The organism is Scandinavium sp. (genome assembly GCF_036271055.1).
Taxonomy (GTDB): domain Bacteria; phylum Pseudomonadota; class Gammaproteobacteria; order Enterobacterales; family Enterobacteriaceae; genus Scandinavium.
The window spans coordinates 12,788-35,276 of sequence record NZ_DATBBJ010000002.1; the positions used below are offsets into that span (position 1 = coordinate 12,788).

The 22,489-nt window shown below is 53.8% G+C and carries 24 protein-coding genes; 14 read left to right on the top strand and 10 right to left on the bottom strand.

The genetic code is table 11. The features are described 5' to 3' along the window. Positions 1-144 precede the first annotated feature (144 nt). From VH187_RS00085 to VH187_RS00110, 6 genes are read left to right on the top strand one after another with little or no spacing between them, the layout of a single operon-like run. Positions 145-1,308, top strand: a complete 1,164-nt coding sequence (locus VH187_RS00085) for an SIS domain-containing protein (RefSeq protein ID WP_329699469.1) — start codon at positions 145-147, stop codon at positions 1,306-1,308. Next, a complete protein-coding gene (gene kbaY / locus VH187_RS00090) occupies positions 1,305-2,177 on the top strand; it encodes a tagatose-bisphosphate aldolase subunit KbaY (protein WP_329699470.1) in 873 nt (290 codons plus the stop codon). Before VH187_RS00085 ends, kbaY begins: the two co-directional genes overlap by 4 nt. A 48-nt stretch (positions 2,178-2,225) precedes the next feature. Then, the gene (agaB, locus tag VH187_RS00095; protein WP_329699471.1) at positions 2,226-2,702 is read left to right on the top strand and encodes a PTS galactosamine transporter subunit IIB; all 477 of its coding nucleotides are present in this window, start codon (positions 2,226-2,228) and stop codon (positions 2,700-2,702) included. A 51-nt stretch (positions 2,703-2,753) separates the two neighbouring features. Next, positions 2,754-3,557, top strand: coding sequence for a PTS galactosamine transporter subunit IIC (agaC, locus tag VH187_RS00100; protein WP_329699472.1), 804 nt, complete (start codon positions 2,754-2,756; stop codon positions 3,555-3,557). Beyond that, entirely contained in the window at positions 3,547-4,338 is a 792-nt protein-coding gene (agaD, locus tag VH187_RS00105) for a PTS galactosamine transporter subunit IID (RefSeq protein WP_329699473.1), read from the top strand. Before agaC ends, agaD begins: the two co-directional genes overlap by 11 nt. Before the next feature lie 55 nt (positions 4,339-4,393). Continuing rightward, positions 4,394-6,283: an alpha-galactosidase gene (locus tag VH187_RS00110; protein WP_329699474.1), complete on the top strand. Its 1,890-nt coding sequence runs from the start codon at positions 4,394-4,396 to the stop codon at positions 6,281-6,283. Positions 6,284-6,390: 107 nt separating this feature from the next. Here the strand turns inward: VH187_RS00110 and rsmI are convergent, their stop codons facing one another. Beyond that, complete coding sequence (gene rsmI / locus VH187_RS00115) at positions 6,391-7,251, bottom strand: 16S rRNA (cytidine(1402)-2'-O)-methyltransferase (protein WP_329699475.1); 861 nt, start codon at positions 7,249-7,251, stop codon at positions 6,391-6,393. Positions 7,252-7,314: 63 nt separating this feature from the next. Between rsmI and VH187_RS00120 the strand changes: the two genes are divergently transcribed. Genes VH187_RS00120 through dolP form a run of 4 tightly spaced genes read left to right on the top strand, consistent with a single transcriptional unit; the run spans position 7,315 to position 11,016 of the window. Beyond that, positions 7,315-9,468 carry a penicillin-binding protein activator gene (locus VH187_RS00120; protein ID WP_329699476.1) on the top strand — a complete coding sequence of 718 codons (2,154 nt, stop codon included), beginning with the start codon at positions 7,315-7,317 and terminating at the stop codon, positions 9,466-9,468. Beyond that, positions 9,426-9,815, top strand: a complete 390-nt coding sequence (locus tag VH187_RS00125) for a YraN family protein (RefSeq protein ID WP_329699477.1) — start codon at positions 9,426-9,428, stop codon at positions 9,813-9,815. Before VH187_RS00120 ends, VH187_RS00125 begins: the two co-directional genes overlap by 43 nt. A 25-nt stretch (positions 9,816-9,840) precedes the next feature. Further along, positions 9,841-10,431, top strand: coding sequence for a DnaA initiator-associating protein DiaA (gene diaA, locus VH187_RS00130; protein ID WP_110510535.1), 591 nt, complete (start codon positions 9,841-9,843; stop codon positions 10,429-10,431). A 9-nt stretch (positions 10,432-10,440) separates the two neighbouring features. Beyond that, the gene (gene dolP, locus VH187_RS00135; protein WP_329699478.1) at positions 10,441-11,016 is read left to right on the top strand and encodes a division/outer membrane stress-associated lipid-binding lipoprotein; all 576 of its coding nucleotides are present in this window, start codon (positions 10,441-10,443) and stop codon (positions 11,014-11,016) included. Between the two features lie 34 nt (positions 11,017-11,050). On the opposite strand, the gene VH187_RS00140 is transcribed toward dolP, so the two are convergent. The 3 genes from VH187_RS00140 to VH187_RS00150 are packed head-to-tail and all read right to left on the bottom strand — an operon-like array spanning position 11,051 to position 13,208. Next, on the bottom strand, positions 11,051-12,091 hold the full coding sequence (locus VH187_RS00140; RefSeq protein WP_329699479.1) for a permease: 1,041 nt from the start codon (positions 12,089-12,091) through the stop codon (positions 11,051-11,053). A 38-nt stretch (positions 12,092-12,129) separates the two neighbouring features. Next, positions 12,130-12,777, bottom strand: a complete 648-nt coding sequence (locus VH187_RS00145; RefSeq protein WP_329699480.1) for an NAD(P)H-binding protein — start codon at positions 12,775-12,777, stop codon at positions 12,130-12,132. Positions 12,778-12,779: 2 nt separating this feature from the next. Next, positions 12,780-13,208: a YhbP family protein gene (locus VH187_RS00150; protein WP_329699481.1), complete on the bottom strand. Its 429-nt coding sequence runs from the start codon at positions 13,206-13,208 to the stop codon at positions 12,780-12,782. A gap of 52 nt (positions 13,209-13,260) precedes the next feature. Between VH187_RS00150 and VH187_RS00155 the strand changes: the two genes are divergently transcribed. Continuing rightward, positions 13,261-13,545 (top strand): GIY-YIG nuclease family protein, encoded by a 285-nt coding sequence (locus VH187_RS00155; protein ID WP_329699482.1) that lies wholly within the window; start codon positions 13,261-13,263, stop codon positions 13,543-13,545. Here the strand turns inward: VH187_RS00155 and VH187_RS00160 are convergent. Together VH187_RS00160 and ubiT are read right to left on the bottom strand one after the other, a co-directional pair. After that, entirely contained in the window at positions 13,532-14,035 is a 504-nt protein-coding gene (locus VH187_RS00160; RefSeq protein ID WP_329699483.1) for a GNAT family N-acetyltransferase, read from the bottom strand. The two genes, VH187_RS00155 and VH187_RS00160, sit on opposite strands and share 14 nt — an antisense overlap. Beyond that, positions 14,029-14,553 carry a ubiquinone anaerobic biosynthesis accessory factor UbiT gene (gene ubiT / locus VH187_RS00165; RefSeq protein ID WP_329699484.1) on the bottom strand — a complete coding sequence of 175 codons (525 nt, stop codon included), beginning with the start codon at positions 14,551-14,553 and terminating at the stop codon, positions 14,029-14,031. Before ubiT ends, VH187_RS00160 begins: the two co-directional genes overlap by 7 nt. 220 nt (positions 14,554-14,773) lie before the next feature. Between ubiT and ubiU the strand changes: the two genes are divergently transcribed. From ubiU to VH187_RS00180, 3 genes are all read left to right on the top strand, one after another. Then, on the top strand, positions 14,774-15,769 hold the full coding sequence (gene ubiU, locus VH187_RS00170) for a ubiquinone anaerobic biosynthesis protein UbiU (protein WP_329699485.1): 996 nt from the start codon (positions 14,774-14,776) through the stop codon (positions 15,767-15,769). Positions 15,770-15,777: 8 nt separating this feature from the next. Further along, positions 15,778-16,656 (top strand): U32 family peptidase, encoded by an 879-nt coding sequence (locus VH187_RS00175; protein WP_414713891.1) that lies wholly within the window; start codon positions 15,778-15,780, stop codon positions 16,654-16,656. 142 nt (positions 16,657-16,798) lie between these two features. Further along, a complete protein-coding gene (locus VH187_RS00180) occupies positions 16,799-17,806 on the top strand; it encodes a luciferase-like monooxygenase (RefSeq protein ID WP_329699487.1) in 1,008 nt (335 codons plus the stop codon). A gap of 43 nt (positions 17,807-17,849) precedes the next feature. Here the strand turns inward: VH187_RS00180 and mtr are convergent, their stop codons facing one another. The 4 genes from mtr to nlpI form a co-directional block, all read right to left on the bottom strand. Beyond that, positions 17,850-19,094 (bottom strand): tryptophan permease, encoded by a 1,245-nt coding sequence (gene mtr / locus VH187_RS00185; RefSeq protein WP_329699488.1) that lies wholly within the window; start codon positions 19,092-19,094, stop codon positions 17,850-17,852. A 154-nt stretch (positions 19,095-19,248) separates the two neighbouring features. Then, a complete protein-coding gene (locus tag VH187_RS00190; RefSeq protein ID WP_329699491.1) occupies positions 19,249-21,213 on the bottom strand; it encodes a DEAD/DEAH family ATP-dependent RNA helicase in 1,965 nt (654 codons plus the stop codon). Further along, positions 21,206-21,283, bottom strand: coding sequence for a protein YrbN (gene yrbN, locus VH187_RS00195; protein WP_126358331.1), 78 nt, complete (start codon positions 21,281-21,283; stop codon positions 21,206-21,208). Before yrbN ends, VH187_RS00190 begins: the two co-directional genes overlap by 8 nt. Positions 21,284-21,389: 106 nt before the next feature. Next, a complete protein-coding gene (gene nlpI / locus VH187_RS00200; RefSeq protein WP_329699489.1) occupies positions 21,390-22,274 on the bottom strand; it encodes a lipoprotein NlpI in 885 nt (294 codons plus the stop codon). Between the last annotated feature and the right edge of the window lie 215 nt (positions 22,275-22,489).

The following is a 22,489-nucleotide window of genomic DNA, read 5'->3' on the forward strand; positions in this document are numbered from 1 at the left end:
TTTCACTTTCTTTCGTTGAACTTTCAATTTCTTTTCTATAGATTTTATTTAACGACTTAAGTGAATAAGTGAAACGAAACGAAAGACAGCGATGCATTATCAGCGTCTGTCTGAAGTAGACTTCACCCGACTAAGGAATATGTTATGCCAGAAAAGAACACCGCCTCCGCTACGGGTACCTGGACCGAAGCCGAGATCCGCCAGCAGCCTGACTGCTGGATCCGTTCCCTCAACCACATCGATAAAACGCGATCCGCACTCGACAATTTTCTTGCCCCGCTGCTGCGGAAAAAGGATCTGCGGATTGTCCTGACTGGCGCAGGCACCTCTGCATTTATCGGTGATATCGTTGCGCCGTGGCTGTCGCGCCATACCGGGCTGAACATCAGCGCCATCCCGACCACCGATCTGGTCACCAATCCCATGGATTACCTGAGCGCAGCACACCCACTGCTGTTGGTCTCCTTTGCCCGCTCCGGCAACAGCCCGGAAAGCGTTGCCGCGGTTGAGCTGGCCAACCAGTTTGTGCCGGAGTGCTACCACCTCTCCATTACCTGTAACGAAGCCGGAAGCCTGTATCAGAACGCACTCGACAGTGATAACGCCTTTGCTCTGCTGATGCCTGCTGAAACACATGATCGCGGCTTTGCGATGACCAGCAGTATCACTACCATGATGGCGAGCTGCCTGGCGGTATTTGCGCCAGAGACGATCAACAGTCAAACCTTCCGTGATGTCGCTGAACGTTGTCAGACCATCCTGACTTCACTGGGCGATTTCCGTCACAGCGTGTTTGGCGATGAACCGTGGAAACGCATTGTGTACCTCGGTAGCGGCGGTTTGCAGGGTGCTGCGCGTGAATCTGCACTGAAAGTGCTGGAGCTAACCGCAGGGCAGTTGGCGGCGTTTTACGATTCGCCGACAGGTTTTCGTCACGGCCCTAAATCGCTGGTCAATGAGCAGACGCTGATCGTGGTGTTTGTCTCCAGTCATCCGTATACCCGTCAGTACGATCTCGATCTTTTGGCTGAACTACGCCGCGATGATCAGGCCATGCGCGTGGTGGCGATTGCCGCCGAATCAGACGATCTCATTCAAGCGGGCCCACACATTCTGCTGCCGCGTTCACGTGCTTTTATCGATATGGAACAGGTGTTCTGCTTCCTGATGTACGCGCAGGTTTTCGCACTGACGCAATCCATTAGCGTCGGCAATACCCCAGACACGCCATCCGCTAACGGCACCGTTAACCGCGTGGTGCAGGGCGTTGTTATTCATCCATGGCTGGCTCAGGAGAAAACATCATGAGCATTATTTCCACTAAATATCTTTTGCAGGATGCCCAGGCCAAAGGCTATGCGGTCCCTGCCTTCAATATTCATAACGCCGAGACTATCCAGGCGATCCTCGAAGTGTGCAGCGAACTGCGATCGCCAGTGATCCTCGCCGGCACGCCTGGCACCTTTAAACATATCGCGCTGGAAGAGATCTTTGCCCTGTGCAACGCCTATTCCAACAGCTACGACATGCCGCTGGCGCTGCATCTTGATCATCATGAATCTCTCGATGACATTCGCCGTAAAGTTAACGCGGGCGTGCGCAGCGCAATGATCGACGGCAGTCACTCCCCGTTTGACGACAACGTGAAATTGGTGAAATCGGTGGTCGACTTCTGCCATCAGAACGATTGCAGCGTCGAGGCTGAACTGGGTCGCCTTGGTGGTGTGGAAGACGACATGAGCGTGGATGCCGAAAGCGCGTTCCTGACCGATCCGCAGGAAGCCAGACGTTTCGTTGAACTGACCGGCGTCGACAGCCTGGCGGTCGCGATTGGGACCGCCCACGGACTGTATACCCATCGCCCGAAAATCGACTTTAAGCGGCTGGCAGAAATTCGTGAAGTGGTGGATATCCCACTGGTCTTGCACGGCGCGAGTGATGTGCCGGATGAATATGTTCGTCGCACCATTGAGCTTGGCGTCTGCAAAGTGAATGTCGCCACCGAGCTAAAAATCGCCTTCGCCGCTGCGGTCAAAGAGTGGTTCGCCGAGAATCCGGATGGCAACGATCCGCGTTACTACATGCGGGTTGGCATGAATGCTATGAAAGAAATCGTCAGAAATAAAATCGCCGTTTGCGGATCGGCAGGAAAAATTGGTCGTGCTCTGACCGTATAGGCTTGACAACCCATTGTCTCTATAGGCAATTCAACCGGAGTTGATGTTATGAACCAGCCCAATATCCTTCTCACCCGAATCGACAACCGCCTGGTGCATGGCCAGGTTGGCGTGACCTGGACGTCAACCATCGGGGCCAATTTGCTGATTGTCGTCGATGATGAGGTCGCTAAAGATGAATTGCAGCAGAAGCTGATGGGGATCACCGCCGAAACCTATGGCTTCGGGATCCGTTTTTTCTCCATTGCCAAAACCATCGACATCATCAGCAAAGCCGCCCCTCACCAGAAGATTTTCCTTATTTGCCGCACGCCTGACACGGTACGCAAGTTGGTCGAGGGCAATGTGCCGTTGAAAGACGTCAACGTCGGCAATATGCATTTCTCCGAAGGGAAAAAACAGATCAGCAGCAAAGTGTACGTCGATGCAAAAGATCTGGCGGACCTTCGTTTTATTCAGAACAAAGGGATCAATCTGTTTATTCAGGACGTGCCGGGAGACACCAAAGAAAGTATTTCAGATTAAAAGACAGTCTCTTTTTTAAAGCAACAACGCTAAAAATGACGAGGCGATAAAATGCATGAAATAACGCTTATTCAGGGGCTGTCACTGGCCGTCCTTGTTTTTATTCTGGGAATTGATTTTTGGCTGGAAGCTCTGTTCCTCTTTCGTCCCATCATCGTATGTACCCTGACGGGCGCGATTCTGGGTGATATTCATATTGGCTTAATTACCGGTGGCTTGACGGAACTGGCATTTGCCGGACTAACACCCGCCGGAGGCGTGCAACCGCCAAACCCCATCATGGCGGGCGTGATGACCACCGTGATTGCCTGGTCGACGGGCGTGGACGCGAAAACCGCCATTGGCCTGGGGCTCCCCTTTAGCCTGCTGATGCAGTACGTGATTTTGTTCTTCTACTCTGCCTTTTCGCTCTTTATGAGCAAAGCGGATAAGTACGCCAAAGAAACCAACACCGCCGCATTTTCCCGGCTCAACTGGACAACCACGCTGATTGTCGCCTGCTCTTACGCAGTGATTGCCTTCCTCTGTACCTACCTTGCGCAAGGCGCAATGCAGGCGCTGGTGAAAGCAATGCCGGGATGGCTGACGCATGGCTTTGAGGTCGCGGGTGGCATTCTTCCCGCCGTTGGTTTTGGCCTGCTGCTGCGGGTGATGTTTAAAGCGCAATACATTCCCTATCTGATCGCCGGGTTCCTGTTTGTTTGTTATATCCAGGTCAATAACCTCCTGCCCGTTGCGGTACTTGGTGCTGGTTTTGCCGTTTACGAATTTTTCAATGCTAAGGCCAAAGCTGCGGCGCATCCCCCAACTGACACTCGTAAAAATGACGAAGAGGATTACAGCAATGGGATCTGAAATCAGTAAGAAAGATATTACCCGCCTGGGGTTCCGCTCGTCGCTGCTACAGGCCAGTTTTAACTACGAGCGTATGCAGGCCGGTGGATTTACCTGGGCGATGCTGCCGCTGCTCAAGAAAATCTACAAAAATGACAAACCCGGCCTCAGTGCTGCCATGAAAGACAATCTGGAATTTATTAACACTCACCCGAATCTGGTGGGCTTCCTGATGGGATTGCTCATCTCAATGGAAGAGAAAGGCGAAGATCGCAGCACCATCAAGGGCCTGAAAGTGGCGTTGTTTGGGCCGATCGCAGGCATTGGCGATGCCATATTCTGGTTTACGCTACTGCCGATTATGGCCGGGATTTGTTCTTCTTTTGCCAGTCAGGGAAATCTGCTCGGCCCTATTTTGTTCTTCGCCGTCTATCTGGCTATTTTCTTTTTACGCGTCGGTTGGACACATATTGGCTATTCAGTCGGGGTAAAGGCAATTGATAAAGTGCGGGAAAACTCACAGATGATTGCCCGCTCGGCCACCATTCTCGGGATAACCGTCATCGGTGGCCTGATTGCCTCTTACGTGCATATTAATGTAGTGACCACTTTCGCCATAGATGCCACCCATAAGGTCGCGCTGCAACAGGACTTCTTTGACAAAGTCTTCCCCAATATTTTACCGATGGCCTACACGCTGCTGATGTATTACCTCCTGCGCGTGAAAAAAGCGCACCCGGTGTTATTAATCGGTGTGACCTTTGTACTGGCTATTGCCAGTTCGGCGCTGGGTATTCTGTAACGCTAATAACAATAAATTCGCCTGTACCTTTATTAAAAATAAGGAGCTTACCCTGATGAAAAAAGTGCTCAATGTTTCGTTACTCGCGTTGTTGGTCACACAAGGCGCATTCGCCGCCAACAACGCGCTAAAGAATGACAACATCAACATCTCGTTTGACGATGCGAACTCGGCGCTGGTAATTAAGGATGCGCTTTCCAGCCACCAGCTTTCCCCACAGGAACTTTTCTTCCTGACGCTGCCAGATGAAACGGTCATTCACACCGCTGACTTTAAGGTGAAGCATGTTGAAAAGCGGGATGATGCAATTGTCGTGGACTATACGCGCCCTGATTTCAACGTCACCGTGACGCTCAATCTGGTGAAAGGGAAATATGCCAGCATTAATTACACGCTCGCCGCAGTAGGCAAAGCGCGGGAGGTGGCAAAAATCACTTTCTTCCCGACCAAAAAGCAGGCTCAGGCACCTTTTGTTGATGGTGCAATCAACAGCTCGCCGATCGTTGCCGATTCGTTTTTTATTATTCCGGGCAAACCTATCATCAATACCTATGCCTATGAAGCCACCACCAATCTTAACGTCGAGCTGAAAACGCCGATCCAGCCGGAAACCCCAGTCAGCTACACCACTTATTTTGGCACCTTCCCGGAAACTAACCAGCTACGCCGCAGCGTGAATCAGTTTATTGAGGTCGTTCGTCCGCGCCCGTATAAACCTTATCTGCACTACAACAGCTGGATGGATATTGGCTTTTTCACCACCTATACCGAGCAGGACGTTTTAGGGCGTATGGATGAGTGGAACAAAGAATTCATCACCGGGCGTGGCGTACCGCTGGATGGTTTCCTGCTGGATGACGGCTGGGATGACCGTACCGGCAGATGGCTGTTTGGTCCGGCGTTCAGCCATGGTTTTGCCACGGTAAGGGAAAAAGCCGCCAGTCTGCACAGCTCGGTTGGCCTCTGGTTGTCGCCGTGGGGCGGCTATAACAAACCGCGAGACATCCGCGTTTCCCATGCGAAAGAGTACGGCTTTGAAACCGTCGATGGAAAATTGGCGCTCTCGGGAGCTCGCTATTTCGAGAACTTCAACGAACAAATCCTCAAACTGATTAAGAACGAGCACATCACCTCCTTCAAGCTGGACGGGATGGGTAACGCTAACTCACACATTAAAGGCAGCAAATTTGCGTCTGACTTTGACGCCTCGATTGCTTTGCTGCACAACATGCGTGAAGCCAGCAACAACCTGTTTATCAATCTGACTACCGGCACCGACGCCAGCCCGTCGTGGCTGCTGTATGCCGATTCAATCTGGCGTCAGGGTGATGACATCAACTTGTATGGCCCGGGAACCCCGGTGCAACAATGGATGACCTATCGCGATGCCGAAACCTTCCGTTCGATCGTGCGCAAAGGGCCACTGTTCCCGCTCAATTCGCTGATGTATCACGGTATTGTTAGCGCTGAGCATGCCTATTACGGGCTGGAAAAAGTGCAAACCGACAGTGATTTCGCCGATCAGGTCTGGAGCTATTTCGCCACCGGCACGCAGCTACAGGAGCTGTACATCACGCCATCAATGCTGAACAAAGCGAAGTGGGACACTCTGGCGCAGGCGGCGAAATGGTCACGAGATAACACGAAAGTGCTGGTGGATACACACTGGGTCGGCGGCGACCCGACCGCGCTGGAAGTGTACGGCTGGGCATCCTGGACGAAAGACAAAGCCATTCTGGGTCTGCGCAACCCATCTGATAAACCACAGACGTACTATCTGAACCTGAAAAAGGACTTTGAAATTCCACAAGGAGAGGCGGAACATTTCACGATGAAAGCGGTGTATGGCAGCAACGATACTGTTCCTGCTGACTACAAAAACGCTGTTGTGGTGACATTGAAACCGCTCGAAACGCTGGTGTTTGAAGCGATGCCGGTGCATTAAACCAAACGGCCCGGAATTTCTCCGGGCCAGTTTTTAGTTCGCTGTTTCTTCCGACATTTATTCCGACATTTGTTCCGACACGGTCCCTCAGAAAGTCAGTGAAATCACTATCCCTGCTGCTCCAGCGCATATTTATACAGCGCATTTTTCTTCACGCCGTGGATTTCGGCGGCAATAGCGGCGGCTTTTTTCAGCGGAAGTTCGGCTTGCAGCAGCGCCAGCGTACGGATGGCTTCGGCGGGGAGATCTTCTTCCTGCGCTTTATGGCCTTCGATGATCAGCACCATTTCGCCTTTGCGGCGGTTTTCGTCTTCTTTCACCCACGCCAGCAGTTCGCCGACCGGCGCTCCGGTGATGGTTTCCCAGGTTTTGGTCAGCTCACGAGCCAGCACCACATAGCGGGATTCCCCCAATACGGCAGTGATGTCTTCCAGGCTTTCCAGCAGACGATGGGTGGATTCGTAGAAAATCAGTGTGCGCGGTTCGTTTTCCAGCGCGCGTAACGCGTCACGGCGGCCTTTGGATTTCGCAGGCAGAAAACCTTCATAACAGAATTTATCTGACGGCAAACCCGCAGCACTCAACGCTGCGATGGCAGCACAAGGGCCCGGCAGCGGCACAATGCGGATATTGGCTTCACGGCAGGTACGCACCAGGTGATAACCCGGATCGTTAATCAACGGCGTGCCAGCATCAGACACCAGCGCGATGTTTTGCCCCTCTTTCAGTTTCGCCAAAAGCGTTTCAGCCTTTTGCTGCTCGTTATGGTCATGCAGGGCAAACATACGGGCGTTGATAGCAAAATGCTGCAACAGCAAGCCAGTGTGGCGAGTGTCTTCTGCGGCAATGAGGTCAACAGCTTGCAGCACGTCCAACGCACGTTGGGTGATATCACCAAGATTACCGATTGGTGTGGGCACAATGTAGAGCTTCCCCTGAGAATTGTCCGCTGTTTCGCGTTGTTTCATTGTTTAGTCCGTATTGCCGATTTAATATTGAGCATTGAGCTAAAAAAATATCACTGGATACTTATGGTACCGTCAACATTTCTTCGTTCTAAAGCCGCGCGCTGCCTGCCTGTTTTGCTGGCAGCGTTACTTTTCGCCGGCTGTGGCACCCAGCAAAGCACTGACCAGAGCACCGCGCACCTCGAAGGGAGCGCGCAGGCCGATTCCGGTTATTACCTGCAGCAGATGCAGCAAAGTTCAGATGATAGCAAGACCACCTGGCAATTACTCGCCATTCGTGCACTGCTGAAAGAAGGCAAGAGTCAGCAGGCATTGGAACTTTACGGTCAGTTACCGCAGGATCTGAACGCGACTCAGCGTCAGGAACAGTCGCTGCTGGAACCTGAAATCAAGCTGTCGCAGAAAGATTTTGCTGGCGCACAGGCGATGCTCGCGAAAATTGACGTGGCAAGCCTCGATGCCAATCAACAGGCCCGTTTCTGGCAGGATGTGATTGTCTCTCAGCAAGGTCAGCCCTCACTGCCGCTGCTGCGCGCACTGATTGCTCAAGAGCCGCTGTTGGCCTCTCCACAAGACAAGCAGAAGAATATTGACGCCACCTGGCAGGCGCTCTCGTCGATGAGTAAAGAACAAGCCGGTACGCTTGTGATTAACGCCGATGAAAACGTGTTGCAGGGTTGGCTGGATCTCCAGCGCGTGTGGTTTGATAACCGCAACGATCCGGACATGATGAAAGCTGGCATCCAGGACTGGAAAACGCGTTACCCGCAGAATCCAGGCGCAAAAATGCTGCCGACGCAGCTGGTTAACGTGCAAAGTTTTAAACCTGCCTCTACCGAAAAAATCGCCCTGCTGCTGCCGTTGAACGGCCAGGCGGCCGTGTTTGGTCGCACTATTCAGCAAGGTTTTGAAGCTGCTAAAAATAGTAGCGTTGGCGCGGTAAGCGGCAGCGCCGTTCCCGAGCAAACCGCTCAGGCGGCAAACGTTCAGGACAACAGCGTTGTCAGCCCTTCATCGGCAGAAGTGACCGATCTGACTAACGCGCAACCTGCGGTCGGCACTCAGGCTCAGCCGGTACAGGCTCCGGGAACGGTTCAACCTGCGGCACCTGTCGCTGCACCTCAGCCAACCAATGCTCCCGTTGCCGCGCCACAGCAAACAGACGGCACTGCACCCGCAACCGATCCAGCGAACGCAGGACAGCCTGTCGCTCAACCGGCTGTAGCTGTTACGCCGGGTAATCCGTCTGCCGAACTCAAAGTGTATGACACCACTGCCGCGCCGTTGGATCAGATCCTCGCGCAAGCACAGCAGGACGGTGCATCCATTGTTGTCGGCCCGCTGCTGAAAAATGACGTGGAGTCGCTGACCAAGAGCAATACCAGCCTGAACGTGCTGGCGCTGAATGAACCCGAGAACGTGCAGAATAAAGTGAACGTTTGCTACTTCGCACTTTCCCCGGAAGATGAAGCGCGCGATGCGGCACATCATATTCACGATCAGGGCAAACAATCTCCGCTGATCCTTACCCCACGCAGTGCTTTCGGCGATCGTGTCGCTAACGCGTTCGCGCAGGAATGGCAGAAAATCGGCGGCGGCGTGGTATTGCAGCAGAAATTTGGTTCAGCCAATGAACTGCGTGGTAACGTGAACGGCGGCGGAGGTATCTCTCTGACCGGCAGCCCAATCAGCGCCAGCCTGCCACAGCAGCAAGGCGTCACCATTGGGGATCTGACTATTCCGGCACCACCAAGCGATGCGCAAATCTCCAGCGGCGGTAAAGTCGATGCGGCGTATATCATCGCCACACCGGAAGAAATCGCCTACATCAAGCCGATGATTGCGATGCGTAATGGCAGCCAGAGTGGGGCGACGTTGTACGCAAGCTCTCGCAGCGCACAAGGCACCGCAGGCCCGGACTTCCGTCTGGAAATGGATGGTCTGCAATTCAGTGAAATTCCGATGCTGGCGGGCAGCAACCCTGCGTTGATGCAGCAGGCGCTGAGCGCAGTGCGTAACGATTATTCGCTGGCTCGTCTGTACGCGATGGGCGTGGATGCCTGGACGCTGGCGAATCATTTCTCACAGATGCGTCAGATGCCAGGCTTTGAGCTCAACGGAAATACCGGCGATCTGTCCGCAGATCAGAATTGTGTGATCAACAGGAAGTTGTCATGGCTCAAATACCAACAGGGACAGATGGTTCCGGCAAACTAAGCCGTAAACAGACCGGCGACGCGTGGGAACAGCAAGCGCGCCGCTGGCTGGAAGGCAAAGGACTGCGTTTTATCGCCGCCAATGTTAGTGCACGCGGCGGCGAAATTGACCTGATAATGAAAGACGGTTCGGTAACGGTGTTTGTTGAAGTCCGTTACCGGAGCAGCGCACAATACGGCGGTGCAGCCGCCAGTGTGACGCGCAGCAAACAAACGAAATTATTACAAACCGCCCGCTTGTGGCTTGCCCGCCACAATGGGAGCTTTGAGACTACGGATTGCCGGTTCGATGTGGTAGCCTTCACCGGCAATCAGATCGAATGGTTTAAAAACGCCTTTGGCGAATAGCGTCACTTAAGAATTAAGGGAAATCGTGCTCGACAGAATTAAAGCCTGCTTCACGGAAAGCATTCAGACCCAAATCGCAGCAGCAGAAGCGCTTCCGGACGCTATTTCCCGGGCCGCAATGACACTGGTGCAGTCCTTGCTTAATGGCAACAAAATCCTCTGTTGTGGCAATGGCACATCGGCCGCCAACGCACAGCATTTTGCTGCCTGCATGATCAACCGTTTCGAAACAGAACGCCCTGGTTTACCTGCCATTGCACTTAATACCGATAATGTGGTCTTAACGGCGATTGCAAACGATCGTCTGCACGATGAAGTGTATGCAAAACAGGTACGTGCGTTAGGTCATGCCGGTGACGTGCTGCTGGCTATCTCTACACGTGGAAACAGTCGCGATATCGTTAAAGCGGTGGAAGCCGCCGTCACGCGTGATATGACCATTGTGGCGCTGACGGGTTATGACGGCGGAGAACTGGCGGGCCTATTAGGTCCTCAGGATGTGGAAATCCGCATTCCTTCACACCGTGGCGCACGTATCCAGGAGATGCATATGCTGACGGTAAACTGTTTATGCGATCTGATTGATAACACCCTATTCCCACACCAGGACGATTAAGGAGTACTCATGAAGGCATTTTCGCCCCTCGCGGTCCTTATTTCCGCACTGCTGCTTCAAGGATGCGTCGCGGCGGCAGTTGTCGGTACCGCTGCGGTCGGCACGAAGGCAGCCACGGATCCACGCACCGTGGGTACGCAAGTGGATGACAGCACGCTCGAACTGCGCGTGAACAGCGCGTTGAACAAAGATGAACAGCTGAAGAAAGAAGCGCGTGTAAACGTCATGGCGTGGCAAGGCAAAGTTCTGCTGACCGGCCAGGCGCCGTCAACGGACCTTGCAGCACAAGCCAAACAAATCGCTATGGGCGTGGAAGGTACGACGGAAGTGTTTAACGAAGTGCGTCAGGGTCAGCCAATTGGCCTGGGGACTGCCTCTTCGGACACCTGGATTACCACCAAAGTCCGTTCGTCACTGTTAGGCAGCGACCAGGTGAAATCCTCTGCGGTAAAAGTGACTACCGAAAACGGCGAAGTGTTCCTGATGGGTTCACTGACGGCACGTGAAGGTAAAGCCGCAGCGGATATAGCCAGCCGCGTGAGTGGGGTGTCACACGTCACCACAGCGTTTACGATCATTCAGTAATACTCAGAAGCCCGGCAATCGTCGGGCTTTCTTTTTACAGCAGCGCAATCCCGCCCGTCACAACACCGCAGAGCACCACCAGCCCGCCCGACAGCCACAAGGCTTTTACCGGAAAAGCTTTACGCAACATCACCAGCGACGGCAGACTGAGTGCAGGCAATGTTATCAGTAGCGCCAGACCGGGCGCGATGCCCATGCCTGCCAACATCATGGTCTGAACAATCGGAATTTCTGCCGCTGTTGGAATGACAAACAAACACCCCGCCACAGCCATCGCGACCACCCAAAACAGCGTGTTGCCTACCGCGCCATCCGCATGTGGGAACAGCCAGACACGTGCCGCGCCGAGCACCAGAACCGCCAGGATATAAACCGGGATCGTGTTCCAGAACAGCGTCCACAACGCTTTACCCCAACGGGCAAAGAATGACGATGGGTCATCATCAATTTGCGTATCGACCGCTACAGTCTGCGCGCTGGCGGGTTCTTTTACCCATTTTTGCACCAGCGTCGCGACAACCAGCACCGTGGCTAAACCCGCTACAAAACGAATGAGCGTAAATTGCCAGCCGAGTACAAAGCCCATAAACACCAGCGTAGCCGGGTTTAACAGTGGGTTACCAAGCCAAAATGCTAAGGCACCGCCCATCGAAACCTGCTGACGGCGCATTCCCGCCGCAACCGGAGCCGCACAGCAGGTACACATCATTCCCGGCAGGGAAAACAGCGTGCCCAGCAGCGTTCCGCGAAAACGGGGTTGCCCCAGGGTGCGTAGCAGCCAGTTACGTGGGATCAGCACCTGAATCAACGACCCCAGCAATACGCCTAATACCGCCGCCTTCCATACTGCGAGGAAATAGACCATCGCGTAATCCAGCGCCGCCCGCCACGGGTTATCCGCCGCCTGCGCCAGAATAGATTTGCCAATGCTGTGTGTGTCTGCCGCTGTGAACGCTTTGCCGTAATAGGGCTGCCATTTCACGTACCAGAGTCCAACAATAACCACGAGGAAAAACAATGCAGGCTTCCACCACGTCTGTGGGGAGGCTGCCTGAGAGGAAGACTGACCAGCCATACCATGCTCCGGGAAGGGAAATAATGTGAAGCAGGATGTTACGCCTGGCTTGCCGCCATTTCACGTAATTTTGCTGACGGAATAATATTCACACCCTGTTTTGCGGGCGAGAGCGCATCGTTCAACAGCGCCCGTGCAACGTCACGCGCGTCTATGGATTTCCAGTTACCCGGCATAAATGCAAACAGCGGAGCCAGCAATGACTCATTCGCCCGCCGCTTTTCGCGGTCACCCAGCAGCATTGACGGGCGAGCAAGGGTCAGATACGGCCAATCCTGAGCAATCAGCGCCTCTTCCATTTCACCCTTCACGCGGTTGTAGAAAAAGGGCGAGCGGGCATTCGCACCCATCGCACTCACCACCAGCATGTGGCTCGCGCCAAGGCGCTGACCCGTTAGTGCGGTATCGACCACCAGCGTGTAATCAGCGTGGATAAAGGCTTCTTTGCTGCCCGCTTCGCGCCGCGTAGTGCCGAGGCAACAAAACACAATATCGACGGGCGCGGTAACCAGTGCGAGCGCATCGGTGAGTTGGGGATCGTGAGGATTGATAACGCCTGCGGGTAAATCCGGTAACGGACGCCGGGTGGCAGCGGTGATACGAGTAATACGTGGCTCCTGCACCAGCATGCGCAGTAAGTGCCCACCAACCAGTCCGGTAGCACCGGTAATGAGTACGCTTGCCATCGTTACTCCTGTCGTAGCCAGTGGAGTTTTTTGCCGAAACCTAAAGTATTGTCGGTGAATTTCAGTTCATCAATACGGATTTCCCACACCGGGGCGCGGAGCATTTTGGCGACGGGAAAACGGCGGGAGTAGCGTTGAAGAGCATTGTCGCTCTCTTCACCAGCGAGCAGACGGATCTCACCCCGAAACTGTACACCACGGATCAGTGCCACTGTTTTCGGCTGACCATTGACGGTTCCGGCAACCGCCGCGCGAGGGCCACTCATTTGTGAATGACGCGTGGTTTCTTCGCTGAGAAGATAGAAACAGACGCGTTCGCGGTCGTAGAGATAAAATGCACAAGCGGCCCAGAGTTCACCGTCCTTCGCGACACTCCAGCTAATAACATGCTGTTTTTCCAGCCATCGGCTGATGGCGGCCAGTGATTCCATTTTTGCGCTCCTGCGTGCTATGGTGCGCTCACCTTAACACAGGAGCCGGAACGTGTGCTGGTTTGTCTATTTGATTCGCAGTGGCGATAACCGCCTTTATACGGGCATTACGACCGACGTGGAACGACGTCTGGCGCAGCATCAATGCGGCAAAGGCGCGAAAGCGTTACGGGGAAAGGGAGAGCTGGTGCTGGTTTTCAGCCGCGAAGTGGGTGAACACTCACTGGCGTTGCGCCTGGAGTATCAAATTAAACAGCTGACGAAGCGTCAGAAAGAACGCCTCGTCGCTGGAGATGCCTCGTTTGATACGCTACTGGAGCGCCTCAGAAACGATTAAAGTGATCGCAGTACTCGACCAGACCGTGTACGCCGTTAAGCGCATCATCCGCTAATGGACGCACCTGGAATGCGGCTTCGGTGCCCGGCCAACGGCAGCGTAAATCAAAGCGCGCCGCCGGTTCAAAGCCCAACTTGCCGTACAGCGCCGGATCGCCGAGCGTCACCACTGCGGCATAGCCGAACTCATTCAGGGAATCGAGTCCTTCGTACACCAGCTGGCGACCAATCCCCTGGCCCTGATACGCTTTATCGACCGCCAACGGGGCGAGTCCGACCCACTGCAACTCTTCGCCTTCAACGCTTACGGGGCTGAAAGCAACATAGCCGACCACCTGGCCTTCATCGTCCGTTGCGACCACGCCAAGCGTAATCAGGCCATCTTCTCTCAGGGATTGCACCAAATCGGCTTCACCGTCGCCGTCAAAAGAACGGCGCAGCAGGGCATCAATACCCGGTGCATCAATCCCAATTTCCACTCGAATCAGCATGGCTCACCTACCGATGTGTTTCTGGTTTGCGGTGCAGTCTGTTGCCCCGCTTCAACAAAGTCCGCCAGTTGCATCAACATGATACGCAGCGCCTTCGGCATCTGTTCAAGCTCAATGGCGTCCATCAGATTTTTGACGTACAACCCTAATTCCGTGTCGCCTTCAATCACTAAACGGCGCTGGAAAAAGAGCGTATCCGGATCCTGCTTGCGTGCGGCAATCATCAGCAAATCACTGGCATCCGCGCTAAAGCTCACATCGGCCTCTGCATAATCGCTGACGATCAGGCGGTCGTTCTCAACAGAAGTGAACCAGCGCAGGCCAATGTCGCGCACTTCAATGCTTAACCAGCGGCCTTCCAGAAAATCCAGTTCGCCATCCGCCAACGCCTGACGGAACTGCCAGCTTAGCACCTGTTCCAGTACCTGACGTTTTAACGCGAACGGGGTGACTTTCACCGGAACGCTCATCAGAGTCGGGCCCATCTGTACCAGGCGTGAACGCAGTTTATCCAACACTAGCTTTACTCCCTCAATGCAATAGTTCGGCTATTCTGCCACATCCATTAAACAACATAGCGGCGTAAATCAACAATTCGGTAAGAGGCTATGCCGCAATATTGGCATCCTCAATCCTCTTTTAACTGCCTCAAATCAAAAATTGTCGACGAGGGGTTAACTAAAATCCCAGTTCGTTAACAATCGCGGCCCTGCGGGTCGTAAGCTTTCAGGAAATATTATGGAGCTGCTCTGCCCTGCCGGAAACCTCCCGGCGCTTAAGGCGGCCATCGAAAACGGTGCCGATGCGGTATATATCGGACTGAAAGATGACACCAACGCCCGTCATTTTGCCGGCCTTAACTTTACCGAAAAAAAACTGCAGGAAGCGGTCAGCTTTGTTCATCAGCACCGCCGCAAGCTACATATCGCCATCAATACTTTCGCGCATCCGGACGGGTATTCCCGTTGGCAACGCGCGGTGGACATGGCGGCTCAGCTCGGAGCCGATGCGCTGATCCTTGCCGACATCGCAATGCTGGAGTACGCCGCTGAGCGTTATCCGCACATTGAGCGCCACGTCTCCGTGCAGGCCTCCGCGACGAATGAAGAGGCCATTCGCTTCTATCATCGCCACTTTGACGTGGCCCGCGTCGTGCTGCCACGTGTGCTTTCCATTCATCAGGTTAAGCAACTCGCACGCACCACGCCAGTTCCACTGGAAGTTTTTGCTTTCGGCAGCCTGTGCATTATGGCTGAAGGGCGTTGTTTTCTCTCCTCCTGGTTAACGGGGGAGTCACCGAATACGGTTGGGGCCTGTTCCCCGGCGAAATACGTGCGCTGGCAGCAAACGCCGCAGGGGCTGGAGTCACGCCTCAACGATGTGCTGATCGACCGCTATCAGGACGGCGAAAATGCAGGTTATCCGACGCTGTGCAAAGGCCGTTATCACGTTGACGGTCAGCGCTTTCACGTTCTGGAAGAGCCGACCAGCCTTAACACGCTGGAGCTGCTGCCAGAATTACTCGCTGCGAATATCGCCTCGGTGAAAATTGAGGGCCGCCAGCGCAGCCCCGCGTATGTCAGCCAGGTCGCGAAAGTGTGGCGTCAGGCGATAGACAGCTGTATGGCTGACCCGCAAAACTTTGTGCCGCAGTCAGCCTGGATGGACACACTCGGCGCAATGTCCGAAGGCACCCAGACCACGCTTGGCGCGTATCACCGTAAATGGCAGTAAGGAGCGTGATGAAATATTCATTAGGGCCGGTACTTTACTACTGGTCAAAAGAGACGCTGGAAGATTTCTACCAGCAGGCCGCCAGCAGCAGCGCCGATGTGATTTATCTCGGTGAGGCAGTGTGTAGCAAACGTCGAGCCACCAAAGTGGGCGACTGGCTCGATATGGCGAAATCGCTGGCAGGGAACGGCAAGCAAGTGGTGCTCTCTACGCTGGCGCTGGTGCAGGCGTCTTCCGAGCTTAACGAGCTGAAACGCTACGTCGATAATGGTGATTTCCTGCTGGAAGCCAGCGACCTCGGCGTCGTCAATCTGTGCGCCGACCGCAATCTGCCTTTCGTCGCCGGGCACGCACTGAACTGCTACAACGCCGTGACCCTGCGTCTGCTGCAAAAACAGGGCATGGTGCGCTGGTGTATGCCGGTGGAACTTTCCCGTGACTGGCTGGTGAATATGCTCACCCAGTGTGACGAACTTGGGATCCGCGATAAGTTCGAAGTGGAAGTCTTGAGCTACGGACATCTGCCGCTGGCCTATTCCGCCCGCTGCTTTACCGCACGTTCAGAAGATAAGCCGAAAGACGAATGCGAAACCTGCTGCATTAAGTACCCAAACGGGCGCGATATGCTTTCACAGGAAAATCAGCAAGTGTTTGTGCTCAACGGCATTCAAACCATGAGCGGCTATGTTTACAACCTTGGCAACGAGCTGAAATCGATGGAGGGTCTGGTGGATATGGTGCGCCTGTCACCGCTCGGTACGGACACGTTCGCCATGATTGACGCCTTCCGCGCCAATGAAAACGGGGCAGCGCCGCTGACGCTTGAAGCGCATAGCGACTGTAACGGCTACTGGAAACGCCTGGCCGGGCTCGAACTGCAAGCCTAAAAAAAGCTCACTTTGTTAACAACAGTTATCCGTTTGTCATGCAGTATGAAAGATGCAGCTTTTCTGGCTGGCGCGATTATCCTGCGCCAGACTGGAAGAAGACCTTCAATCTGATGACCATGCTGTAGCAAAGTGAGCCGTTATGACTGACAAAAAAATTGCGTTCTCGGTGCTGGATCTGGCACCGATCCCTCAAGGTTCTTCTGCGAAAGAAGCCTTTTCCCATTCGCTCGATCTCGCCCGCCTCGCGGAAAAGCGCGGCTATTACCGTTACTGGTTAGCCGAACACCACAACATGACCGGGATCGCCAGTGCGGCAACCTCGGTGCTGATTGGCTATCTCGCCGCCAACACCACTACGCTGCATCTTGGCTCAGGTGGCGTCATGTTGCCAAACCATTCCCCACTGGTGATTGCTGAACAATTCGGCACGCTGAACACGCTTTATCCTGGCCGTATCGATTTGGGCCTTGGACGAGCGCCGGGCAGTGACCAACCGACCATGCGCGCGCTACGCCGCCATATGGGCGGTGATATCGACAATTTCCCGCGTGATGTGGCTGAACTGGTGGATTGGTTCGATGCTCGTGATCCTCATCCGCAAGTGCGCCCTGTCCCAGGCTATGGCGAAAAAATTCCGGTATGGCTGTTAGGTTCAAGCCTTTATAGCGCTCAACTTGCGGCGCAGTTGGGGCTGCCGTTTGCCTTCGCGTCACACTTCGCGCCCGATATGTTGTTCCAGGCGTTGCAGTTGTACCGCACTCAGTTCAAACCTTCGGCGCGTTTAGCAAAACCGTACGCGATGGTGTGCATCAATATTATTGCCGCCGACAGTAACCGCGATGCGGAATTCCTGTTCACCTCAATGCAACAGGCATTTGCCAGACTGCGTCGTGGCGAAAGCGCCCAGCTGCCGCCGCCGATTGAGAACATGGATCACTTCTGGTCACCATCAGAAAAATATGGCGTAGATAACGCTTTGGGCATGTCTCTGGTGGGCGATAAAACGAAAATTCGTCACGGACTGGAATCGGTACTGCGCGAAACCCAGGCCGATGAAATCATGGTTAACGGGCAGATTTTCGACCATCAGGCGCGTCTGCATTCGTTTGATTTAGCGATGGAAGTGAAAGAAGAATTGTTGGGTTAGTCATTTTTTCACCCGGCGGTTCTGCACCGCCGGGCGAAAACGATTACTGGTAAACAGGCAACAGATTAAAGCTCGACAGGAAGTGTACGACCACATTACTCACGCCAAAGAACAAGATCAGCGCAATCATCGGCTTACCGCCCCAGACACGAAAACGTGGGCTACCAAAGCGTTTACGTGATTTACGCGCCAGCAGCGCAGGCACAATTGCCGCCCAGATAGTTGCCGCCAGACCCGCATAACCAATCGCATACAGGAAACCGTTCGGCCACAGCAGGCCACCGATGACCGGTGGAACAAAGGTCAGTAACGCTGTTTTGAAACGGCCCAGCGGCGCATCATCAAACTTAAACAAATCAGCCAGATAATCGAAAAGGCCCAGCGTGACGCCGAGAAAAGAGCTCGCCACCGCAAAGTTAGAAAACACCACCAACAGCAGATCCAGGCTACGGCTATTCAGCACACCGCTCAGTGCCTGCACCAGCACATCAATGTTGCCACCCTTCTGCGCGATACCGATAAACGCCGGACGCGGAATGTTGCCCATCGTTCCCAACAACCACACTACGTACAGACCGAGCGCCAGCAGCGTGCCGTACACCAGACACTTCACGATGGTGCGCGGATCTTTGCCGTAATACTTCATCAGGCTCGGCACATTGCCGTGATAGCCAAACGAGGCCAAACAGAATGGCAGCGTCATCAGCAGGTACGGCAAATAAGTGGAATGCTGTTCGGCAATGTTGAACAACGTTGGAGCCTCAACGTGCCCCAGCAAACTGCCAAACGTCAGAAAGAAAGTGATGACCTTCGCGCCCAGAACGATAGCCGTCATGCGGCTCACGGCTTTGGTACTCAGCCACACCACAAAAGCGACCAGCAGCGCAAAGCCAAATCCCGCCAGACGGGGCGGCACATCAAGCGACATTTCGCTGAACGTGTGATGCAGAATCGAGCCACTCGCCGAGATGTAGGCATAGGTCAGGATATAGAGCACGAAAGCGATCGACAGCCCGTTAATGAGATTCCAGCGCTTGCCCAGCAAATCTTTCGTGATGGTGTCGAAGCTGGAACCGATGCGGTAATTAAGGTTGGCCTCGAGGATCATCAGCCCTGAATGCAGCATACAGAACCAGGTAAAGACCAGCGCCGCCAGCGACCAGAAGAACCACGCTCCGGACATCACCACTGGCAGCGAAAACATCCCCGCACCAATAATCGTTCCGCCGATAATCACCACCCCGCCAATCAATGACGGTCGGGTTGCTGTGGTGGTCAATGTCGCCATAGCGCCTGCTCTCCAAAAAATATGTTCAAAGTCGTGTTGATGCGCAGCACTGTACCAGTACACGAGTACAATTGAAATAAAAAAAGCCCCGATAATGAATACCGGGGCTGTATCGTTTACTTTACGTCAGCAAACGTAGTTTTTTATGCGGTCATTACGCTTCGGTAGGACGACGACGCACTGCTGCGCCTTCTTCACGACGTGGACCACGGCCGCCTTCGCGACGCTCACCACTGAAACGACCTGCACCTGCACCTTCACGACGTTCGCCACTGAAACGACCTGCGCCGCCACGTGGACCTTCGCTACGACCGCCTTCACGACGCTCACCGCCGAAACCACGACCACCGCCGTTACCGCCACGACGCTCACCACCACCGGAATGTGGCACTGCATCACCGACCAGCTGCATGTTCATCGGCTTGTTCAGGATGCGAGTACGCGTGAAGTGCTGAAGCACTTCGCCCGGCATGCCTTTCGGCAGTTCGATAGTGGAGTGAGTACCGAACAGCTTGATGTTACCGATGTAACGGCTGCTGATATCACCTTCGTTAGCGATAGCGCCGACGATGTGACGCACTTCAACGCCATCATCGCGACCCACTTCGATACGGTACAACTGCATATCACCCACATCACGACGCTCGCGACGTGGACGGTCTTCACCGCTACGCTCTGGACGGTCGGCACGTGGGCCACGGTCATTACGATCGTTGCGGCCATTACGGTCACGGCTTTCGAAACGATCGTCACGATCGCGGAACTCACGCTTAGCACGCATTGGCGCGTCTGGTGGAACGATCAGAGAACGTTCGCCCTGTGCCATTTTCAGCAGCGCAGCAGCCAGCGTTTCCATGTCCAGCTCTTCGCCTTCAGCAACCGGCTGAATTTTAGCCAGCAGTGCGCGGTACATATCCAGATCGCTGCTTTCCAGTTGCTGCTGTACTTTAGCCGCAAATTTTTCCAGGCGACGAGTGCCCAGCAGTTCTGCGTTTGGCAGTTCCACTTCTGGAATGGTCAGCTTCATGGTGCGTTCGATGTTGCGCAGCAGACGACGCTCGCGGTTCTCAACGAACAGCAGCGCACGGCCAGCACGACCCGCACGACCGGTACGACCGATACGGTGAACGTAGGATTCAGAATCCATAGGGATATCGTAGTTAACAACCAGGCTGATACGCTCAACGTCCAGGCCACGGGCCGCAACGTCGGTTGCAATCAGGATGTCCAGACGACCATCTTTCAGGCGATCCAGAGTCTGCTCACGCAGAGACTGGTTCATGTCACCGTTCAGCGCGGCGCTGTTGTAACCGCTACGTTCCAGGGCTTCGGCCACTTCCAGGGTCGCATTTTTGGTACGGACGAAGATAATCGCCGCATCAAAATCTTCTGCTTCCAGGAAACGCACCAGCGCTTCATTCTTACGCATGCCCCAAACAGTCCAGTAGCTCTGGCTGATGTCAGGACGGGTAGTCACGCTAGACTGAATGCGGACTTCCTGCGGATCTTTCATGAAGCGGCGAGTAATACGACGAATCGCTTCTGGCATGGTTGCAGAGAACAGAGCGGTCTGATGACCTTCTGGGATCTGAGCCATGATGGTTTCTACGTCTTCGATGAAGCCCATGCGGAGCATTTCATCTGCTTCATCCAGTACCAGACCTTTCAGGTTGGACAGGTTCAGCGTGCCACGTTTTAAGTGATCAAGCAGGCGACCCGGGGTACCCACAACAATTTGTGGACCCTGACGCAGGGCGCGCAGCTGCACGTCATAACGCTGACCACCGTAAAGGGCCACTACGTTTACGCCGTGCATATGTTTGGAGAATTCGGTCATTGCTTCAGCAACCTGAACCGCCAGTTCGCGGGTCGGTGCCAGCACCAGGATCTGTGGTGCTTTCAGTTCTGGATCAAGATTGTGCAGCAGCGGTAAAGAGAACGCTGCAGTTTTGCCGCTACCAGTCTGGGCCATGCCCAGTACATCGCGGCCACCCAGCAGATGTGGAATACACTCTGCCTGGATTGGAGATGGCTTTTCGTATCCCAAATCATTCAGGGATTTAAGGATGGAGGCGTTCAGCCCCAGATCAGAAAAAGTGGTTTCGATGATATCAGTCATGTAGTACATGTGCCTCATGGATGGCGGCCAGTCTACGTAACTCATCGTGAAATTGATCTGCAATTTTCATTGAAAAGTGTGAACCGGCTCAAATTTGGTGAATTAACGAACAATAAAGCCCTCACCCGTGAAGATGATGGCAATCAAAAAAGATTATGGGCTGATTTGTTCGTCAGCTATTGCTGGTCCGATTCTGCCAGGTCATCTTGCTCCTGGCCCAAGAGCGCTAATTCCAACAATGCGTATCGGTGCTCAACAAAGTTATGAACGTTGTTAGCAACCGCCAGTTTGAACAGTGCCGTAGCGCTGTCCCTGTCCCCCAGACTTAGGTAGTACTTACCTAAATAGAAGTTGGTTTCACTGAGATGCTCAGCGAGCGAGGTGTTATCCGTTGCGTCCGCCTTCAGGCGATCCATCAGCGTTGCTTCGCTAATGTCACCGAGGTAGAACTCGACAATGTTCCATCCCCATTGCTCTTTGTCCGATTTTTCATAGCGCTGTTTAAGTGCTACGACAGCCTGCTTCTCATCGAGCTTCTGCTCAACAAGATAAAGCCACAGACTACGGAAAGGATCGTTGGGATCGTCTTGATAAAACGCCAGCAGATCATCTTGCGCTAACTTAGCACGACCACCGTAATAAAGAGCGATGCCGCGATTTAAGTAAGCGTAATTGTAAGTTGGATCAAGCTCAAGTACAGAATCAAACGCTTCATAGGCAGCATCAAAATTGCCTGCCTGCGTTAAATAAATGCCTAAGTAATTGAATACTTCAGGCATATCGGGTCTGATTGCCAGCGCTTGTGAGAAATCGTTACGCGCTAATGCCCTCAAACCGAGACTATCATACAACACTCCGCGCTCATATAAAAGCTGCGCGCGTTCATCATCGGTTAAAGCCCGACTGGCGAGGATTTGTTCCATACGTGCGAGGATCACTTCCTGCTGTAAAGTCGCTTGCAGCGGTACTGCGAGGACTTCATTCTCACGCCAGGCTGAGTTGCTGCATCCAGCCAGCGTAAGCGCTGTCGCAACGAAACACCCGCGCAAAAAAGGCTTCATTTCCTACTCCCGAAGACAACGATTGAATGAACATCCTGTTAACTGATTTCGGTAAGAGATCGAAATCGAAAATAAAGCTCTCCATCATATTGATGGAGAGCTAATAGCAACATTATACCTACATACTTCAAACTATAGCGGTATTGGCTTGTTCATTCGCCCGCATCGCTTACTGCTGTAAGCTCATCGGGATGCCCTGACTGACCGTTACCTGC